At 72.6% G+C, this 17,908-nt stretch carries 20 protein-coding genes; 9 read left to right on the top strand and 11 right to left on the bottom strand.

The window, feature by feature from the left end; translation table 11 throughout:
• The coding region (locus tag ACFYOP_RS28880; protein ID WP_356896768.1) for a general stress protein at positions 1–202 on the top strand (202 nt) is incomplete at its 5' end.
• A gap of 117 nt (positions 203–319) precedes the next feature.
• Here the strand turns inward: ACFYOP_RS28880 and ACFYOP_RS28885 are convergent.
• Positions 320–1,180 carry a UbiA family prenyltransferase gene (locus ACFYOP_RS28885; protein WP_356896766.1) on the bottom strand — a complete coding sequence of 287 codons (861 nt, stop codon included), beginning with the start codon at positions 1,178–1,180 and terminating at the stop codon, positions 320–322.
• A 46-nt stretch (positions 1,181–1,226) separates the two neighbouring features.
• Between ACFYOP_RS28885 and ACFYOP_RS28890 the strand changes: the two genes are divergently transcribed.
• From ACFYOP_RS28890 to ACFYOP_RS28905, 4 genes are all read left to right on the top strand, one after another.
• On the top strand, positions 1,227–2,390 hold the full coding sequence (locus ACFYOP_RS28890; RefSeq protein WP_356896764.1) for a 3-oxoacyl-[acyl-carrier-protein] synthase III C-terminal domain-containing protein: 1,164 nt from the start codon (positions 1,227–1,229) through the stop codon (positions 2,388–2,390).
• Between the two features lie 9 nt (positions 2,391–2,399).
• Positions 2,400–2,918, top strand: a complete 519-nt coding sequence (locus ACFYOP_RS28895; RefSeq protein ID WP_356896762.1) for an isoprenylcysteine carboxyl methyltransferase family protein — start codon at positions 2,400–2,402, stop codon at positions 2,916–2,918.
• A gap of 28 nt (positions 2,919–2,946) precedes the next feature.
• Positions 2,947–3,978 carry an NAD(P)/FAD-dependent oxidoreductase gene (locus tag ACFYOP_RS28900; RefSeq protein ID WP_356896760.1) on the top strand — a complete coding sequence of 344 codons (1,032 nt, stop codon included), beginning with the start codon at positions 2,947–2,949 and terminating at the stop codon, positions 3,976–3,978.
• Positions 3,979–4,389: 411 nt separating this feature from the next.
• Positions 4,390–6,219, top strand: a complete 1,830-nt coding sequence (locus tag ACFYOP_RS28905) for an AMP-dependent synthetase/ligase (RefSeq protein ID WP_356896758.1) — start codon at positions 4,390–4,392, stop codon at positions 6,217–6,219.
• Positions 6,220–6,377: 158 nt separating this feature from the next.
• On the opposite strand, the gene ACFYOP_RS28910 is transcribed toward ACFYOP_RS28905, so the two are convergent.
• Positions 6,378–7,088 (bottom strand): helix-turn-helix domain-containing protein, encoded by a 711-nt coding sequence (locus tag ACFYOP_RS28910; protein ID WP_356896756.1) that lies wholly within the window; start codon positions 7,086–7,088, stop codon positions 6,378–6,380.
• Between the two features lie 181 nt (positions 7,089–7,269).
• Here ACFYOP_RS28910 and ACFYOP_RS28915 point away from each other — a divergent pair, with 181 nt between their 5' ends.
• Complete coding sequence (locus ACFYOP_RS28915) at positions 7,270–8,322, top strand: alcohol dehydrogenase catalytic domain-containing protein (protein WP_356896754.1); 1,053 nt, start codon at positions 7,270–7,272, stop codon at positions 8,320–8,322.
• A 124-nt stretch (positions 8,323–8,446) separates the two neighbouring features.
• Here ACFYOP_RS28915 and ACFYOP_RS28920 read toward each other — a convergent pair whose 3' ends face one another.
• Together ACFYOP_RS28920 and ACFYOP_RS28925 are read right to left on the bottom strand one after the other, a co-directional pair.
• Positions 8,447–9,856: a DEAD/DEAH box helicase gene (locus ACFYOP_RS28920; protein ID WP_356896752.1), complete on the bottom strand. Its 1,410-nt coding sequence runs from the start codon at positions 9,854–9,856 to the stop codon at positions 8,447–8,449.
• A gap of 150 nt (positions 9,857–10,006) precedes the next feature.
• Positions 10,007–10,963: a WYL domain-containing protein gene (locus tag ACFYOP_RS28925; protein ID WP_356896750.1), complete on the bottom strand. Its 957-nt coding sequence runs from the start codon at positions 10,961–10,963 to the stop codon at positions 10,007–10,009.
• A 39-nt stretch (positions 10,964–11,002) separates the two neighbouring features.
• Here ACFYOP_RS28925 and ACFYOP_RS28930 point away from each other — a divergent pair, with 39 nt between their 5' ends.
• Positions 11,003–11,485, top strand: a complete 483-nt coding sequence (locus ACFYOP_RS28930; RefSeq protein ID WP_356896748.1) for a hypothetical protein — start codon at positions 11,003–11,005, stop codon at positions 11,483–11,485.
• A gap of 190 nt (positions 11,486–11,675) precedes the next feature.
• Positions 11,676–11,969, top strand: a complete 294-nt coding sequence (locus ACFYOP_RS28935) for an STAS domain-containing protein (protein ID WP_356896746.1) — start codon at positions 11,676–11,678, stop codon at positions 11,967–11,969.
• 547 nt (positions 11,970–12,516) lie between these two features.
• Here the strand turns inward: ACFYOP_RS28935 and ACFYOP_RS28940 are convergent.
• The 6 genes from ACFYOP_RS28940 to ACFYOP_RS28965 form a co-directional block, all read right to left on the bottom strand.
• Positions 12,517–12,828 (bottom strand): hypothetical protein, encoded by a 312-nt coding sequence (locus ACFYOP_RS28940; protein ID WP_356896744.1) that lies wholly within the window; start codon positions 12,826–12,828, stop codon positions 12,517–12,519.
• Positions 12,815–13,201: a hypothetical protein gene (locus ACFYOP_RS28945; protein WP_356896742.1), complete on the bottom strand. Its 387-nt coding sequence runs from the start codon at positions 13,199–13,201 to the stop codon at positions 12,815–12,817. Before ACFYOP_RS28945 ends, ACFYOP_RS28940 begins: the two co-directional genes overlap by 14 nt.
• 2 nt (positions 13,202–13,203) lie before the next feature.
• Positions 13,204–14,433 (bottom strand): Nramp family divalent metal transporter, encoded by a 1,230-nt coding sequence (locus ACFYOP_RS28950; protein ID WP_356896740.1) that lies wholly within the window; start codon positions 14,431–14,433, stop codon positions 13,204–13,206.
• Positions 14,430–14,984 carry a hypothetical protein gene (locus ACFYOP_RS28955; RefSeq protein WP_356896738.1) on the bottom strand — a complete coding sequence of 185 codons (555 nt, stop codon included), beginning with the start codon at positions 14,982–14,984 and terminating at the stop codon, positions 14,430–14,432. The genes ACFYOP_RS28950 and ACFYOP_RS28955 overlap by 4 nt, the downstream gene beginning before the upstream one ends.
• Positions 14,985–15,396: 412 nt before the next feature.
• Positions 15,397–15,924, bottom strand: coding sequence for a hypothetical protein (locus ACFYOP_RS28960; protein WP_356896736.1), 528 nt, complete (start codon positions 15,922–15,924; stop codon positions 15,397–15,399).
• Between the two features lie 113 nt (positions 15,925–16,037).
• Positions 16,038–16,655: a TetR/AcrR family transcriptional regulator gene (locus ACFYOP_RS28965; RefSeq protein ID WP_356896734.1), complete on the bottom strand. Its 618-nt coding sequence runs from the start codon at positions 16,653–16,655 to the stop codon at positions 16,038–16,040.
• A gap of 49 nt (positions 16,656–16,704) precedes the next feature.
• On the opposite strand from ACFYOP_RS28965, the gene ACFYOP_RS28970 reads away from it, so the two are divergent.
• Positions 16,705–17,241 (top strand): GNAT family protein, encoded by a 537-nt coding sequence (locus tag ACFYOP_RS28970; protein ID WP_356896732.1) that lies wholly within the window; start codon positions 16,705–16,707, stop codon positions 17,239–17,241.
• 31 nt (positions 17,242–17,272) lie between these two features.
• Here ACFYOP_RS28970 and ACFYOP_RS28975 read toward each other — a convergent pair whose 3' ends face one another.
• Positions 17,273–17,416 carry a hypothetical protein gene (locus ACFYOP_RS28975; protein ID WP_388453348.1) on the bottom strand — a complete coding sequence of 48 codons (144 nt, stop codon included), beginning with the start codon at positions 17,414–17,416 and terminating at the stop codon, positions 17,273–17,275.
• Positions 17,417–17,908: the final 492 nt, after the last annotated feature.

Raw genomic sequence — 17,908 nt, forward strand, 5'->3', positions numbered from 1 at the left:
CAACGATCCGCAGCGGGCGTCGGAGGCCGGCCGGAAGGGCGGTCACGAAAGCGGTGGCAACTTTGCCAACGATCCGCAGCGGGCGTCGGAGGCCGGTCAGAAGGGCGGTCACGAAAGCGGTGGCAACTTTGCCAACGATCCGCAGCGGGCGTCGGAGGCCGGCCAGAAGGGCGGTCGCGAGAGCGGCGGCGGGCGCCAGTAGGTGGACGTCGGTTTCAGTCATCCCTCCGCAACGCGGGTGTGCCGGGGGCCCTGGTCTCAGCGCCAGGGCCCCCGGCCCGCGTTGCGCGCGGGAACCGCGGCGGTCCGTCGCCACCGGTCAGACGATGTCCGGCCCTCGCAGCAGCAGTTGTGCGACAGCCGCGCCCGCCACCACGATCGCGGCACGGAAGGGCCACCGGCTGCGGACCGGCCACGGTACGGCCGTGGCCGAGACGGCCACGACTGCGGCAGCCGCCGCCAGCGCCCAGCCCGTGGCCCCGACCGGCCCCGGTGACCCCGCCACGACGACGCCCATGGCCGCCAGCATCACGAGCGGAGTCAGCCACCGGCACGCCGTCCGGCCCAGACGCTGCGGCAGTCCCCGTACACCGGCCGCGAGATCGTCGTCGATGTCGGGGAGCACATTGACGGCGTGTGCCCCCACACCCAGCAGCGCACCTGCCGTCACCGCCCACCAGGCGGGCCAGGCCGGCGAGGGCAGGCCGAGAGTGACGAAGGCCGGCAGCGAGCCGAAGGCGACGGCGTACGGCAGTGGTGAAAGCACCGTGTGCTTGAACCACAGGTTGTAGGCCCACGCGGTGGCCACCGTCCCCAGATGCGCCGCTCCGGCGGCGACGCCGCTCAGCAGGGACAGCGGTACGCACAGCATCAGCGCCGCCCCGGCCGCGACGGCGACCGTCCGCGGCGACAGCTCCCCGGTCGCCACGGGCTTGTCGCGCCGGCCGCAGAGCGTGTCGCGCCGCGCGTCGGCCGCGCCGTTGCACCAGCCCACCGACAGCTGGCCGGCCAGCACCGCCGCGGCCACCGCGGCGGCGCCCGCGGACCCCCGCCCGGCCGTCACGGCCAGCGTGGTCGCGAATCCCGTGACGGCGAGCGCCGGTCCGAGGTGGCAGGAGCGCCACAGCGCGGGGACACGGTGTGTCGGGAGGGGAAGGGCGTCGACGGGGTGTAGAGACACAAAGGCAAGATAATCAGTCATTCAAAACAAGAAGGGCATTACCGGCATGCGTGTTCCTGTGGTGGTCGACGATGCCCCTTCCCCGTCCGAGCCGCCCGAACCGACCGACGCGCCCGACCCGCCGGACCGGACCGCCGCGACCGGCGCGGCCACCACGATCCTCGCGGTCCGCACCGCGCTGCCGCCCCACCGCTACGCCCAGGACGACCTCACCGAACTGATCGGCGACCTCTGCCTCGCGCCGGGCGCCGAGCGTGCCCTCCTGCGCCGCATCCACGCGTCCGCCGGGGTGCGCACCCGGCATCTCGCCCTGCCGATCGAGCGCTACGCCGGCCTGGGCGACTTCGGGCAGTCCAACGACGCCTGGTTGGCCGCCGGACTCGACCTCGCGGAGCAGGCCCTCACCGGCGCGCTCAAGGAGGCCGGGCTCGAGCCGCACGACGTCGATCTGCTGGTCTGCACCTCCATCACCGGCATCGCCGCCCCCTCGCTCGACGCCCGGCTGGCCGGACGCGTGGGACTGCGGCCCGACGTCAAGCGGGTCCCCGTGTTCGGCCTCGGGTGCGTGGCCGGCGCCGCCGGCCTCGCCCGGCTGCACGACTACCTGCGCGGCCACCCGGACGACACCGCCGTTCTCCTCACCGTAGAACTGTGCTCGCTGACGCTCCAGCAGCGCGACGACTCCCATGCGAACCTCGTCGCCGGCGCCCTCTTCGGCGACGGCGCGGCAGCCGTCGTCGCACGCGGCCGCCGCACCACCGGCTGCGACGGAGCCGGGCCGACGGTGGTCGCCACCCGCAGCCACCTGTATCCGGACACCGAACAGCTCCTGGGCTGGAACATCGGCGCCAGCGGATTCCGCATCGTGCTCGGCGCCGGCGTCCCCGGCATCGTGCGCGGCCACTTCGGCGCCGGGCTGCGGGACTTCCTGGCCGACCACGGTCTCACCACCGACGACATCGGGACCTGGGTGTGCCATCCCGGAGGCCCCAAGGTGCTGTCCGCCGTGACCGAGGTCCTCGGCCTGCCCGACAGCGCCCTGGACACCGCGTGGAACTCGCTCGCGACGGTGGGCAACATGTCGTCCGCCTCCGTACTGCACATCCTCCAGAACACCCGGGACGACCATCGGCCCGCGCCCGGTACCTGGGGCCTGCTGCTCGCGATGGGCCCGGGATTCTGCTCCGAACTCGTCCTGCTGCGTTGGTGAGTGGTCCACATGCCCTGGTACACGCTTCTGGTCCTCGCCGTAGCGGTGGAACGCGTCGCCGAACTCGTCGTCGCCCGGCGCAACGCCGCCTGGACCCTCGCCCGCTCGGGCGTGGAGCACGGCCGCGGTCACTACCCGGTCATGGTCGTCCTCCATACCGGCCTGCTGGTCTGCTGCCTGCTCGAACCCGTGCTCGCCCACCGGCCGTTCCTGCCCGCACTCGGGTGGCCCATGCTGACGCTGGTCCTCCTCGCCCAGGCCCTGCGCTGGTGGTGCATCACCACACTCGGGCGGTACTGGAACACCCGCGTCATCGTCGTCCCCGGCACCCGGCTGATCGCCGCCGGACCGTACCGGTTCCTGCGCCACCCCAACTACGTCGCCGTCGTCATGGAGATCGCCGCGCTGCCGCTCGTGTACTCGGCGTGGCTCACCGCGGCGGTGTTCACCGCGGCCAACGCGGTGCTGCTGACCGTCCGTATCCGCTGCGAGAACGCTGCGCTCACCTCACAGGCGGTGCCCGCGTGAACGCCGCCTCGACCCGGGCGGTGCCGGGATGAGCGACCGTCACGACCTGCTCGTCGTCGGAGGCGGTCCCGCCGGCCTCGCGACCGCGCTGCACGCGGCCCGTGCCGGCTTCGACACCGTCGTGGCGGAGCCGCGCCCGGCACCCGTCGACAAGGCCTGCGGCGAAGGTCTGATGCCGGGCGCCGTGCGGATCCTCGCGGCGCTCGGCGTGGACGTCCCCGGCCATCCGATCCAGGGCATCCGCTACGTCCAGGGACCCCGCCGCGCCCAGGCGCACTTCCGGCACGGCCACGGCCTCGGGGTGCGCCGCACCAGTCTGCACAGCGCCCTGCACCGCGCAGTCGGCGAGGCCGGCGTCTCCGTGGTTCCGCTGCGGGTCGGGGAGGTGCGGCAGGACGCCACGGGCGTGTTCGTCCCCGGTACGGGGCTGCGCGCCCGGTGGCTGGTCGCCGCGGACGGCCTGCACTCGCCGCTGCGCCGCTCCCTGGGCCTGGGCGCCCCCTCCCGCGGGGCACCCCGATACGGGCTGCGCCGCCACTACGCCGTGGCCCCGTGGTCCTCCTGCGTCGAAGTGCACTGGGGCCCGCACGGCGAGGCCTACGTCACCCCGCTCGGACCGGACCTCGTCGGCATCGCCCTGCTCACCGCGCGACGTGTCCCCTTCGCGACCCAACTGGCCGACTTCCCCGACCTCTTGGCGCGCCTGGCACCGGGAACGGCCGTCACCGCGGTGCGGGGTGCGGGGCCCCTGCGCCAGAAGGCGCGCACCAGACTCCACGGGCGTGTCCTTCTCGTCGGAGACGCCGCCGGATACATCGACGCGCTGACCGGTGAGGGGCTCTCCCTGGCCCTCACGGGCGCCGAGGCCCTGGTCGGCAACCTGCGCCGCGGTACTCCGGGCCGCTACGAGACCGACTGGAACCGGGCGACCCGCCGCCACCGGCTGCTGACGGAACTCCTGCTGCGCGCCCGGCAGCGGCCCGCCCTCGCACCGCTCATCGTGCCCGCGGCCGAACGCCTGCCACGGGTCTTCGCCGCGGCGGTCAACGCGCTGGCGTGAGCCGCCCCGGACGGCCCGCGCACCGGTCCGGCTCTACACGGCGACCGGGGACGAGCAGGCGGTCACCGACAACACCGGGCACTGCCGGGCGGCGCTGCTCGGCAACGGCGTCGACGCGCCCGTCGTCGATCTCGGCGAGCGTCGACCACCAAGGCTCCCGTCACCTGGGGTCCAACGTCGCGGACACGGCCGAAATCGTGCGCCGGTTCGACCAGTTGCGCCGACGCTGACGGAAAGCCCACGCTTCTGTCCGCGGTGCTCGCCGGGCGGAGCCGTCACATCCGGCACCGGACGTAATCGCGCATCCGAGCGAGCGACGTCAAGCCCCTAGGCAGCCATGGAAATGGCCGGTACCTTGCGCCCCTGTCCGCCGCGACATGCGGCATGGCGACAGCTCATCAAGGGGGCACTTTGCGCGACTTCAGCCTTCCGCCGCTGGTGGAAACCCTGGCGACGGGGAGCCTCGCGGACTCGGTCTACGACGTGGCCGAGCGCGACCCGCAGCTGTTGCAGCTCTCCCGGCGCGGCAGCGCCCCGGGCGGCGACGAATGGCTCCCCGTGACCGCGTCCGAATTCCGCGACGAGGTCATGGGGTTGGCGAAAGGACTGCTGGCCGAGGGCATACAACTCGGGGAACGGGTCGCCGTGATGGCCCGGACGCGCTACGAGTGGACACTGTTCAGCTATGCGCTGTGGTCGATCGGCGCCCAGATCGTGCCCGTCTACCCCACCTCCTCGGCGGACCAGGTCCGTTGGATCCTGTCCAACACGCAGGTGGTGGCCATCGTGGTCGAGCACGAGGACCAGGCCATGACCGTCGGAGCGGCCTGCGACGGGCAGACGCAGCTCCGCGCGATGTGGCAGCTCGACTCGGGGTGCGTGCAGCGGCTGACGGAGCGCGGCGCGCAGGTGCCGGACTCCATGGTGCACCGCCACCGCCGGGCGGTGGGGCCCCAGTCGGTCGCCGCGATCACCTACACCTCGGGCACCACCGGGCGGCCCAGGGGCTGTGTGATCACCCATGCGAACCTCGCGGCAGAGTGCGACACCCTGTACGCGGGCTGGAAGCACATCCTCGCCGAGCCCGGCGAGCAGCCCCGCATCCTCGCCTTTCTGCCGCTCTCCCACATCTACGGTCTGATGGTGCAGGTGGTCTGCATGCGGGGCGGCATCCTGCTGGGCCACCAGCCCGACCTCGCGCCCGACGCACTGCTGCCCGCCCTCATGTCCTTCCGGCCCACCTACGTCTTCGCCGTGCCGTACATCTTCGAGAAGATCTTCGAGAAGGCACGCCGGGCGGCCGAGGGGGCCGGGCGGGGGGAGATGTTCGACAAGGCCGTGGACACGGCGGTGCGTTACGCCGAGGAGGTGGAGCGGCGGGACACGGGAGAGGGGCCCGGTCCGGGACGGATGCTCGGGCTGAGGCACGCGGTCTTCGACCGGCTGGTGTACCGGCGGCTGCGGGCCGTGCTCGGCGGCTGCGTCCGGCACGCCACCTCGGGCGGATCGACCCTCGACCGGGAGCTGGGCCTGTTCTTCGACGGCGCCGGGATCACCGTCCACGACGGCTACGGGCTCACGGAGTCCACCGCCGCGATCACCAGCCAGCCGCCCGGTCGTCCCCGGTTCGGCACCGTGGGCAGGCCCCTGCCCGGCTGCTCCGTACACATCGCACCGGACGGGGAGATCTGGGTCCGTGGCCCCGTCGTCTTCGCCGGCTACCACGACGACCCGGTGGCCACCGAGTCGGTGCTGCGCGACGGCTGGCTCGCGACGGGCGACGTGGGCTGGCTCGACGACGGCTTCCTGGTGATCACCGGACGCAAGAAGGACGTCATCATCACCAGCGGCGGGAAGAGCGTCAGCCCCCGGATCCTCGAGGACCGGCTGCGCAGGCATCCACTGATCTCCCAGTGCCTCGTCGTCGGCGACAACCGGCCGTTCGTCGCGGCCCTGGTCACGCTGGACCCGGAGGCGTCGACGCACTGGTACGAGCTGCGCGGGAAACGGCTGTCGCACCCGCAGGCCGTGGTGATCGACAAGGAGCTCCACGCGGAGATCCAGCGGGCCGTGACGATGGCGAACAGCGCGGTGTCACGGGCCGAGTCGATCCGGGCGTTCCGGATACTGCCGAACGAGTTCACGATGGACGACGGCCTGATGACGCCCTCCCTCAAACTGCGCCGGGGCGCGATCGTGAAGGCGTACGCGGCGGACATCGAGGAGCTGTACTCGTCCTGAACGGGGCCTGGCCCACGGGGTGTTCAGCCTGAGGCGGCGAGCCGGTCGACAAGCTGGATCACGGCGTCGCCGTCCGGTTTGCCTGGCGCGGGCCTCGCCGACGCGCCGGCGAAGGCCACGGGCCTTTGGCTTCCATGTGCCGCGCGCCTACGGGCCGGTCAGTGCGCTGGGGTCTGACGGCCGGTGCGGTCCTCGGGGCCCCGTCCGTCCAGGAGCCGTGCGGTCTGCTCCGACACCGGCGCCGCCAGCAGCGCGGTGACCAGGTCGACCAGCCTGCTGGTGAACAACCGGTCGTCGTTGCGCGGGCGGGCGGCGGCACGGGCCGCGAGTTCGGCGTGGCAGAAGCGCATGGCGGTGAAGCGGGTGTGGAGCACCGAGGTGGAGTCGGGGGTGAGCAGGGGCTCCAGCAGGCGGCGCCAGGCGAGGATGGTCGAGCCCTCCGTCACCACGAGCTCGACCCGCGGTTCGGGCCGGTTGAGCAGCTCGCCCACGATCTGCAGGAACTCGCGGCCCCCGTCGGGGTCGGCGAGCTTCGCGGCGGCCGGCAGCACCAGTGCGGAGGCGAGAGAGCGCAGATCGTCCGTCCCGCCGTCCTCGTACTGATGCAGCAGGACCTCTCGGCGGGTGTCCACTGCCGGCAGGTGCTTGTCGAGAACGGCCCGCAGCAGCCCCGAGCGGTCGCCGAAGTGGTACTGCAGGGCCGTCGCGTTGCGCTGGCCGGCGGCCCGGTTGATCTCGCTGAGCGACACACCGTCGACGCCCTTCGCCGCGAACAACTGCTCGGCGGCCCGGACGAGTTTGCCGCGAGTGTCACGAAGCTCCCGGCTCCGCGGCGGCGCGTTCTGTGCGCGCGTCCTTTGGGGTGTCACGGGCTATGGTTTCCCCTCATACCAAAATGATACGGTCCCATTAAGGATTGATCCTAGCGCCTGAGGCGCGAGGGGGGACGGTCAATGCCCTGGACGTCGACACCGACACCACGGTCCTCTGCCTCGCCACTCCGGCGTCGTCGCGCTGCACCGGCGCCCCCGCGCCCGGACGGAGGAATTCATGAAGGCCCTCACCTACCACGGCCGCCACGACATCCGCTACGGGGAAGTTCCCGACCCGACCGTCACCAGCCCCACCGACGTGGTCGTCAGGGTCACCACGGCCGGCATCTGCGGCAGCGACCTGCACATCTACGACGGCCACGGGTTCAGCCCGGAGACCGGATACATCCCGGGACACGAGTGCGTCGGCGTGGTCGCCGAGACCGGCAGCCAGGTCACCCGCTTCAAGCCCGGCGACCGGGTCCTCGTCCCCGCCTCCGCCGGCTGCACCCTGTGCGGGACCTGCGCGGCCGGGTACACCGCCAGGTGCGAGCGCGCCAAGTCCCCGCTGGACCTGTGCTACGGAGTGGGGCTCCAACTCCAGGGCAGCCAGGCCGAGTCGGTCACCGTGCCGCACGCCGACGTCAACCTGGTGCACCTGCCGGAAGGCATCTCCGACGAGGCCGCCACCGTCCTGACGGACAACGCCCCCACCGCCTGGTACGGCTGCCGCCGCGCCCGCATCCAGCCCGGCGAGACGATTCTGGTCATCGGCCTCGGCCCGGTCGGCCTCATGGCCGCGCAGTCGGCCTTCGCCATGGGCGCCGCCCGGGTGCTGGGCGTGGACCCCGTCGCGGAGCGCCGCGCCTTCGCCGCCGCCCTGGGCGTCGAGCCGGTGGAGGGCGAGGACGCGCACGCGGCCATACGGGACATGACCGGGGGGCGCGGGCCGGACGCCGTGGTGGAGGCCGTCGGCTCGGACACCACCATCGAGCTCGCCCTCGGAGCCGTCCGCCAGGCCGGCCGGGTCAGCGTCATCGGGGTCAGCCAGAACACGGCGTTCCCCTTCGACATGGGGATGGCCCAGATCAAGGAGCTCGAGTTCGCGATCGGGCTGTGCTCGGTGCACTACGAACTGCCTGTCCTGATCGCCCTCACCCAGGCCGGACGGCTCACCCCGGAGGCCGTGGTCTCCCACCGTCTCGGCCTGTCCGAGGGCGGTGCGGCGTACGAGCTGTACAACAGCCGCGCCGACGGTGTCCTCAAGGTCCTTCTCGATCCGGCCCGTTGACGTGTAGCCGCCCGACCTTCGCGTGACGCCGCTGCCGCCGCGGCGTCACGCGCCTTCCCGACGCAACGCCGTCACGCGCCTTCCCGGCGCAACACCTCGGGCGGCAGGGGCCGACGGCGGCTGCTCAGCGGCCTCTGCGTACCCGGGCGGCTCTGCGCGCCTCCGCGACCTTGCGGGCCTCGGCGGCCTTGCGCGACTCCTTCGGGGCGCTGCCCGGCCGGGTGCCCATGCCGCGGAAGGCCGCGTTGCCGGTGGCCTTGGCCGGGGCGGGCGGACGCTTCGCTCCGGTGATGCTGCTCAGCTTCTCCTCGCCGGAGCGCACCTGAGTGACCACCGGCCGGATCCCGGCGTCGGACATCATCCGGTTCACGTCACGCCGCTGGTTCGGGGTGACGAGGGTGACCACGCTGCCCGACTCGCCCGCGCGCGCCGTGCGGCCGCCCCGGTGCAGATAGTCCTTGGGGTCGGCGGGGGCGTCCACGTTGACGACGAGGTCGAGGCCGTCGATGTGGATGCCCCGTGCGGCGACGTTGGTGGCCACCAGCACGTTGATCTCACCGCTCTTGAACTGCGCGAGCGTGTGCGTGCGCTGCGGCTGCGACTTCCCGCTGTGCAGCGCGGCCGCCCGGATGCCGCTGCCGCGCAGATGGCGGGTGAACTGGTCGACGCCGTGCTTGGTGTCCAGGAACATCAGCACCCGCCCGTCCCTGGCCGCGATCTCCGTGGCCGTGGCGTACTTGTCCGCGGGGTGGACGTTCAGCACATGGTGTTCCATCGCGGTGACCGCGCCCGCCGCCCGGTCCACCGTGGCGAGGACCGGGTCGTGGAGGTAGCGCCGGACGAGATCGTCGATGTTGCGGTCGAGCGTGGCCGAGAACAGCATCCGCTGACCCCCGGCGGGCACATGGTCCAAGAGCTCCGTCACCTGCGGCAGGAACCCCATGTCGCACATCTGGTCCGCCTCGTCGAGCACCGCGATACGCACCTGGTCCAGGTGGCAGTCCCGGCGTCCGACGAGGTCGGCGAGGCGCCCCGGGGTGGCGACGACGACATCGGCGCCGGCCCGCAGCTCGGTCGCCTGCCGCCCGATCGACAGTCCGCCGACAGCCGTCGCCAGCCGCAGCCCCAGCGCCACGGCGTACGGCTCCAGGGCGTCCGCGACCTGCTGCGCGAGTTCGCGGGTGGGGACCAGGACGAGCCCGCGCGGGCGCTTCGGCTCGGCACGCCGGCCCGCCATGCGGACGAGCAGCGCCAGCCCGAACGCGAGGGTCTTCCCCGAGCCGGTCCGCGCGCGGCCGAGGATGTCCCGGCCGGCCAGCGCGTCGGGCAGGGTGGCCGCCTGGATCGGGAACGGCTCCGTCACCGCGAGGTCGGTCATCACCCGCACCACCTCCGCCGGAAGCTCCAGCTCGGCGAAGGACGCGGCGGGCGGCGAGCCGGGGGTCAGCGTCTCCGCCGAGAGCTCACCCCGCGGCGCCACGGTCCGTGTCGTGCCGGCACCGGAGCGGCCACGGGCTGACGGCTTGGTGTTCATGGGGACCCTTCCCTGGTCTGGCGCCGGAACGAGGCGGGGCCCGCACCCCTTGGCGCGGGCCCCGGCAACGTCGAAGCGTCCCCCCAGGTTACCAGCGCACCGAGCGGGACCGGCCGTACGGAAGGGAACGCCGGGGCCACCGGGACGACATCACACCGACGCGTACCGCGCTGCCAGCGCGCGGGACGTGGCCGCGAGGCGGGACCGCAGTTCCGCCGGCTCGAGGACCTCGGCGTCGGCGCCCATCGCGAGGAAGCGGCCGTGTGCGTGATCGAGCGACTCGACCGGCAGCACCGCCCTGATCCAGCCGTCCGCTTCCGCGATGCCGGTCGCGGCCAGCGCCCGGGCCGCCGCCCCCGTGAGAGCGGCCGCGGCCCGCGGCGCGAGACGGACGACGGCCTCGTCACGGTGGAGGCGGGCCAGGAAATCCGCCTGGTGGCGCTGCCAGTAGCCGGCCAGGTCGAAGTCCGCCGGCGCCTCGAACCGCTCGTCGCACTCGGTGAGTCCGAGGATCTGGTCGACCCGGTACGTACGGGGGCCGGGGCCGGCCACGACGTACCAGCGGCCCGCCTTGAGCACCAGGCCGTAGGGCTCCAGACGGCGGTCCACGTCGGTCGGCTCCTTCCAGCGGCGGTAGCGGACCTCGAGCACCCGGCTCTCCCACACGGCGTCCGCGACCCGCCGCAGATGCGGGACGTCGTCGTCCTCGGCGTACCAGCCCGGGGCGTCGAGATGGAAACGGGAGCGCATCCGGTCGGCCTGGGCGCGCAGCTCCGGCGGGAGCGCCGCGCGCAGCTTGAGCCTGGCGGCGGCCAGGGCCCCGCCGAGTCCCAGCTCGGTGACGGGCCCGGCGACCCCGGAGAGGAACAACGCCTCCGCCTCGCCGGCGCTCAGCCCGGTGAGCCGGGTGCGATAGCCGTCGATCAGGCGGTAGCCGCCGCCGTGCCCGGCGTCGGCGTAGAGCGGTACGCCCGCCGCGGTCAGCGACTCGATGTCGCGGTAGACCGTCCGTACCGAGACGTCCAGCTCCGCGGCGAGCTGGGCGGCGGTCGCCCGGCCCCCGGTCTGGAGCAGCAGCAGGATCGACAGAAGGCGGCTGGACTTCACTGACACAAGATGTCAGTGAAGCCGCTCTACGGTCCAGCCATGACTTTCGCCGAGAAACTGCTGCGCGTCCTGCCGCCCGTCGAGGTGGGCGGCCGCAGCGTCAAGCGCTACCACGTCACGTCCGACCCCGACGGCATCGCTCCCGATGTGGAGAAGGCGGCGTACGCGATCCTTCCCGAGCTGCTGCCGGAGGCGGACGGCACGCCGCCCGCGGCCTTCGTCGTCCTCCACAGGGGAGGGGACGACGGGGCGTACCTCAATGCGTACAGCTGGGTGTGGGACAACGCCCTCCACTTCGGCGGGGCGGCCGCGGGCCAGCCGGTGCTGGGCTGCCCCGACCGGGACCCGACGCACTTCGTCCGGCTGGACCGGTCGCTGATCGGCTGCGTCTGGGAGCTGCCGCCGATCCTCCACGAGCGCGACGCGTGGGTACGGCACATGCTCGCGCCCGACCGCCCTGACCTCGCCGGCTATCTCACCGACTCGCTGCCCGACGGCACCACGGGAGACCACCGCGCCTGAACGGCCGGCCGGCCTCTCCTCGGCCGGCCCGGTCCGTGGCCGGCGGCGTCACCCGAAAGCGGCCGGATGTTCACGTAAGAGGTGTATCCCTGACTTAGGGCGCGTAGCTCCACAAGGCTGCGCCGACGCCTCTCGTGCCATCGGAGGGAGAACCATGATCACCTCGGCCTCACGTGGACAGCAGCACCCCGTGACCATCACGTCCGACGGTGAACGCGTCGACGTGGCATTCCACGGCGCGCTCTACTCCTCGACGGCCCGCGCCCTGGAGGAGCAGCTGCAGGATCCGCGACTGCGGGGCGCCCGGGTGTGGGTCTTCGACATGCGCGCTCTGGAGCGGATCGACCTGGTGTGCGCCTACGCCCTGCTCCGCGCCGCCAGCGCCGCGGACGCCCCGGGCGTGGTCGTGTCCGGCTCGAACCGTCGCGTGCAGCGCACGCTCCACCACGCCGGTCTTGACGCCGTCGCCACGTTCGACGACTGACGCCTCAGCGCGCGTACGCGGGTGTCCTCGACGTCTCCGGAACCCACCGCCGGTGCGGAACCAGAGGTGGTTCGCCCTCGTCACATGGCCAACAAGCGAGGGACGAACGCGAAGCACGCCGCCGTGGCCCTGGTCGCCACGGCCGCACTGGCCGCCTGCGGAACAGCGGCCGGCCGGAGCAACGCGGGTGGCGCGGACGGCGACGCGCCGGTGACCGGTGTCCGCTGGGTGCCGGCGAGTGTCACCGTCGACGGCGAGGCATCGGCTGCGGCACGAAGGGCCTCCAGGAGTTCGAGGAGCGGTGGTCCGAGGTCTTCACCGGCGACCTCACGACCAAGGTGACCGACCACGGCGAGACCCTCACCCTGACCGCGGAGGACGGCGACCGCATCACCCTCGTCACCGAGGGGAACAAGCAGGCAGCGGCGCGGGGCTCCTGTGCTCCCCGTCTACTTGCCGCGGGGGCGGCGCAGGACCAGCCAGGCGAGGAGTGCGACGAGCGCTGCGTACTCCAGCCACGCGAAGAGGACGGCGAGTCCTTCCGTCGTCATGACGCGTCTCCCGCCGGCGCGGTGCGGACGGTGAGGCGCCGTTCGTGGAAGGAGAGGACGTCCGCCCAGGAGATCCGCCTGCTCCGGCGGTTGAGCAGGGTGGCGACGGCCGTGACCAGGTAGGGACCGTTCACCTCTTGCTGTGCGTAGCCGAACCGGTAGGTGAGGGCGGACGGCCCGACCACGACGGCATCGATCCGCCACGGCTCCGCGGCGGACGGACGCGCGAGGCGGATGTCGTGGACCTTCCCCAGCCGGCGTCCTCGGGTGTCCTCGACCACGGACCCGAGCAGGTCAGTCGCTCTCACGCTCACCCCCGGGCAGCCTGGACACGAGGTGGCGGCGCAGCCACCTCTCCGGCCCCAGAAGCCGTGGGAACGCCTGGATGCGGGCGTCGACGGAGATCACCGGGCCGACGTCGCCGATCAGTTCGGCGGGCACCTCGACGGGTCCTTCGGCCGGCGAGATCCGCCGGGCCAGCCCCGTCCACCAGAGTCCCGGCCGGCCGCCCAGCCGTGCTCCGAACGCCTGCTGTCCGACCAGCAGGGCCGTGAGGACGGGCGGCCCTTCGGAGCCCGGATCGGTGAAGAGGAGGTCGTCCGCCTTGCCCAGCGACGTACCGTCGGCGTCGACGAGCTGACGGTCGAGGAGCTCCAGGCCGGCGTCCAGATACTCGGTCATGGTCACAGTCCCGCCTTGGTCGCGAGGAGCAGGGGCAGGGCGGCCAGCGCGCCGGCCACCACGAGGAGCAGATAGACGGTGCCCACCGCGTTGGCCAGGCGCCCGTTGACCCGGTCCCCGAGATACCGGCGGTCGTTGGCGATCACCAGGATCGGCAGGTACGTCAGGGGCAGGACCGCGGCGCCGAGGTAGACGGCGTAGATGGTGACCGTCACCGGGTTGACCGTGGTGAGCGCCACCGCCGTCGCCCCGAGCAGGGTCACCAGCAGCAGTGTGTGGAAGCGGCTGGCGTCGGCCGGGCGTGGGACCTTGCCCCAGGTCCAGCCGAAGTGGTGGGCCACGGTGTAACTGGAGGAGAGCAGCGTCTCGATGGTGGAACCGAACACGGCGGCCACGATTCCCAGGATGGCCAGGGCGAACCCGACCTGCCCGAAGGCCAGGACGACCGGCAGCACGGTCTGGCTCAGATGCTCGACCTGGATGCCGGCGGGCTGCAGAACCTGGTGGGCGACGACCTGGATGCCGATGGCCAGGATCCCGCCGATGGGATACCCGATCCAGCAGTTCATCCGGACTTCCGTCAGGTTGCGCGCCCGCCAGCGGTGCTCCACGGCCGCCGAGGAGAAGAAGAACACCTCGTACGGCGTCATCTGCGCGCCGAGCATCACCAGCGCGTAGAAGAAGTAGGTGGGCAGGCCCTCACCTGCCGGCAGCTGCGGCTGCGTCACGTTGTGGAGCATCTCGCCCCAGTCCGGCCCGAGCTGCCAGACGGCCACCACGAAGACGAACAGCGCCATTCCGGCCAAGCCGTAGGCCCGCTCCATGAGTTCGAACGGCACACGCCAGATGACGAGCCAGGCGAGGAACGCGACCGGGGGCACCCAGAGCAGGTAGTGGACGTCCGTCAGGAGTTCGATGGCCAGGGCGATGCCGCAGAGTTCCGCGACGAGCGCGATCGCGTTGACCAGATAGGAGACGACGACGGTGACCAGGCCGGTGCGGGCCCCCATGCGCTCGCGGATCAGGTCGAACACCGTGCGGCCCGTCACCACGGCGACGCGGCCGGCCATTTCCGAGTAGAGGGCCACGCCGATCACCGCGACCACCGTGACCCACACCAGGGCGAGCCCGAAGCGTGCCCCGATCAGAGCGTCGGTGATCAGGTCGCCGATGTCGATGAAGCCGCCGATCGCCGTGAAGACGCCCAGCGCCAGGCTGATGACCTTCTTCATGTCGGCCTGATCATCTCGAAGCGGGACAGCCTGGCGGAGAGCGCCGGCAGCCGTTCACCCAGCGCCACGAGTTCGGTGGTCCTGCCGTCGCGGGCGGCGATCCGCAGGTCCCCGAGGGCGCTGTGGCATTCGGTCAGCAGGGAGGTGATGCGGGTGCGCAGCCGGTTGCTCTCCTCGGTCGGCGGCTGCACGGAGCCGAGTTGCGTCGAGACCGTCCCCACCGCTGACTCCACGTCGGACAGCGTCCTGCTGGTATAGGCGGCGGGTGACTTCCCGGCCTCCACCGCGGTGACGACGAGGCGCGCCGTCTCGACGGAGGAGCGTGCCGCTTCCGCGGCGTTGGCGACCTTCTCCTCGTAGTCGGCGCCGGTACGGGACGTGCCCACGCAGCCCGCCAGCGTCGCGAGAAGCATGAGCGCCAGTGCCGGCAGCAGTACGGCGGCGCGGCGCGGGCACGCCCTGAGCGCCGGAACGCCGGCGAGGACCCCGGCCGGCCGCTCCTCGGCGGCGGCCGTCTCCCTGCCGGGCGGGTCCGACGTCGTGCGGGGCAAGGTTCCTCCGTGATTCCGCCACGCCGACCGGTGACGCCGCTGAGTGTCCGTCTGATCGCCGCTGGGTGTCCGTCGCGACCCACCCTGACATCCGGCGCGGGCCCGGCAGCGCCGCCGCCACTCCGACGGGCCCCGATTCCGCCGATTGGCGGCATGCCGGCACACTTGGTGAGGCCGGGGCTCAAGTGGCCGAAAACGTTCGCCCCATGCTCATCTTCGGTTGGGTATCGGAACCGCGGCCCACTCCCAGGGTGATGGACGCCGCTCACCAGCCCACAGTCCCCTGGCGTCAGGGCGCGCTCTGATCCGACGCCGGGGTTGCCGTCCGGCATCAGCCGGGCGGCCCCGGTGCGCAACGGCCGCTGTCCGGGCGGGACAGCGGCCGTTGTGTCCGGTGCTCACCGGGACCGGCTCACTGCCCGCCGAGTCGCAGCACAACGGACACGTACAGGCTCGCCGACACCGTCAGGCACAGAAGACCGAGCACCGTGTGGCCGACGAGGCCTCGCCCCGGCGCCAGGCCCAGATGCACGCGGGCGGCCCGGCTCACCCGGGGCGCGGGGAGTCCGCGGGCCGCGTTCGCGTCCGCCTTCTCGATCGCCCGGCGCAGCTTCCGGCGGCTTCGTTCGGTGGTGACGCCCAGGCGTACACCGTGCGCGTCGCGCACCACCAGGGTGCGGTGGGCACTGCCGGACGAGAAGGTCGTCAGCAGCCGGACCGTGGTGATCCGGTTCAGGTCGACGGACCGTTCGCCGGTCAGGGTGCGCGCGATCAGACGCGACGACGAGTGCCGGAACGGGGCCTGCTCCTCGCACAGGGCGGGCACGAGCACGACGCCGATGATCCCGCCCAGCAGGCCGAGCAGGATCGGTGTGCCTTCGGGGACCGCGCCTGTCCTGGCCAGTCCGTAGCCGGCGAAGGGCAGCAGAAGGAACGCCACTGCCAGGCCCGATCCCACGCGTGCGCGGACCACGCTGCGGGCCGCGTTCGCGTCCTCCGGTGCCCCCACTGACCCCCCAGTGCTGTCTGCGGCGGCGGTCCGCCGGGATCCGGTCACTGTACGGCCGCGGGGGACGGGGGCGGGGGCGGGGATGCCAGTGCGGCCAGGTAGTCGTCGAGCAGCCGCGTCTGGCGCTCGGGCGGAAAGGCGGCGGGATCGAACAACGCCTGGACGACCAGGCCCAGTACGAAGGCCAGGGCGCCGGCCGCGATGCGTTCCGAATCTCCGGCGGGCAGTTCCCCGAGCCGCTGGGCGTCCGCGACCGACGTGCGCAGTCGGTCGCGGCTCCGGGCGTACTTGCGGCCGTAGTCGTCGCTCAACTCCGGGTCGGCGAGCGCGGTGTCCCACGAGGACACCCAGATCCGGTTGGCGGCGGTGGCCTCGGCGGTCAGCGGCAGCACGTCGAGCAGGGCGGCCCTCACCGCGGACAGCCCCTGACCGGCGGCCCGCCGGGGACGAGCGGCGCTACGGCTCTCGAGCAGGTCGAGGGCGTGAGCGACGAGGTCGTCCTTGGTGGGGAAGTAGTGCGTGAGCAGACCGGTGGTCGCGCCGAGCTCGCGGGCGACGGCGCGCAGCGTCAGCCCGTTGAAGCCCTCTGCGGCCAGCACGCGCCAGACCGCCTCCGATACGTCGCGCCGGCGGGCTTCATGATCCCCCTTGGTACGTGGCATGCTGCGACAGTACAAAACCATAACGCCCGTTGTGCGAATGCGAGGTTCTATGTTCTCCCTCCCGCTGCGGGACGACGCGCACCTGTTCCCGCTGGAGCCGTGGCACACCGAGGAGTTCGCCGCCCACCTGGACCGGGCCCGCGAGCACATCCGGCCATGGGTCGGGGCGGGCTTCGTCACCGACGACGTCGACGGGGCGCGGGCGACACTGCGCCGGTACGCCGAGCGTCAGGCCGCGGACGGGGCCCGCCTGTACGGCATCCGCCTCGGCGGCGCCCTGGTCGGCGGCGTGATGTTCACGGACTTCAGCACCGCCACGGGCTCGTGCGAGATCGGCTGCTGGCTGGAGCCGTCCGCCGAGGGCCACGGCCTGGTCACCGCGGCGTGCCGCGCCCTGCTGGACTGGGCGTTCCTCACCCGCGGGATGCACCGCGCCGAATGGCACTGCCGGGCCGACAACGAACGCAGCGCCGCGGTCGCCACAAGGCTCGGCATGACCCTCGAGGGCGTCCGCCGCGAATCCTGGCCCTTCGGCGGCACCCGTCACGACAAGCAGCTCTGGGCGGTCCTCGCATCTCAGTGGTGAGCGGTCGATCGAGGCGGCCCGCCGGCCGGCGTCACCGCCGGTACAACTCCTTCGGACACCCGGGCCGGGCCCGGTCGTACAGCTCCGCGTCCTCGTCGAACGTCCGGCTCGGACCCGCCCGCCGCGACTCCTCGGGCCTGTCGTCGCGTTGTGCGCGCGTGGTGCTGTCGGGCATGCGGAGCAGGGTAGGCGACGCGGTGCGGGACTGTCGTGGTCATGGTGGAGACCTGGAGGATCCCTGGAGAGCACGCCGTCGACCCGCAAGCCGACGGCGTGAGTACGGGGATGGTCCTGGCCGACGGAGAGCATGACGTGTATTCCGGCGAGGACACCGTGCCCATCGGCGAAGCGTTCAGGATCGTGGAGCACCTCGTCGGCGAAGGAACCCGGCCCCCCGGACGCGTCCCGGGTGTCCGACCGCTGACCCGCGAGAAGTCGCCGGGGCCCGGACGAGGTCGGCGGGGGCCGGTTCGCTGCGGCAGGCGAGGGCGGGTTCTGTCGTTCGCGGGGCCAAATCCCCTGTGCCCTGCGGCGGTTGACGCATCGGCCGGCCGTGTTGCGTTGCCTGTGTGCCTTGGCGTCGAAAGCGCCGCGTGACGCGGCGGGAGCGGCGTACCGCGCCTGTCCGGGTCGGAAAGCGTGGTGAATGACTACCCTGCCCTGTACC

The organism is Streptomyces sp. NPDC006294, from assembly GCF_042870895.1.
GTDB lineage: Bacteria > Actinomycetota > Actinomycetes > Streptomycetales > Streptomycetaceae > Streptomyces.

Bases quoted from the DNA above. Each gene is read 5' to 3' on its own strand.
- ACFYOP_RS28895 (WP_356896762.1), top strand. From the start codon at position 2,400: ATGCCCTGGTACACGCTTCTGGTCCTCGCCGTAGCGGTGGAACGCGTC.
- ACFYOP_RS28900 (WP_356896760.1), top strand. From the start codon at position 2,947: ATGAGCGACCGTCACGACCTGCTCGTCGTCGGAGGCGGTCCCGCCGGC.
- ACFYOP_RS28965 (WP_356896734.1), bottom strand. From the start codon at position 16,655: ATGCCACGTACCAAGGGGGATCATGAAGCCCGCCGGCGCGACGTATCG.
- ACFYOP_RS28950 (WP_356896740.1), bottom strand. From the start codon at position 14,433: ATGAAGAAGGTCATCAGCCTGGCGCTGGGCGTCTTCACGGCGATCGGC.
- ACFYOP_RS28970 (WP_356896732.1), top strand. From the start codon at position 16,705: ATGTTCTCCCTCCCGCTGCGGGACGACGCGCACCTGTTCCCGCTGGAG.
- ACFYOP_RS28920 (WP_356896752.1), bottom strand. From the start codon at position 9,856: ATGAACACCAAGCCGTCAGCCCGTGGCCGCTCCGGTGCCGGCACGACA.
- ACFYOP_RS28945 (WP_356896742.1), bottom strand. From the start codon at position 13,201: ATGACCGAGTATCTGGACGCCGGCCTGGAGCTCCTCGACCGTCAGCTC.
- ACFYOP_RS28930 (WP_356896748.1), top strand. From the start codon at position 11,003: ATGACTTTCGCCGAGAAACTGCTGCGCGTCCTGCCGCCCGTCGAGGTG.
- ACFYOP_RS28975 (WP_388453348.1), bottom strand. From the start codon at position 17,416: ATGCCCGACAGCACCACGCGCGCACAACGCGACGACAGGCCCGAGGAG.
- ACFYOP_RS28890 (WP_356896764.1), top strand. From the start codon at position 1,227: ATGCGTGTTCCTGTGGTGGTCGACGATGCCCCTTCCCCGTCCGAGCCG.
- ACFYOP_RS28915 (WP_356896754.1), top strand. From the start codon at position 7,270: ATGAAGGCCCTCACCTACCACGGCCGCCACGACATCCGCTACGGGGAA.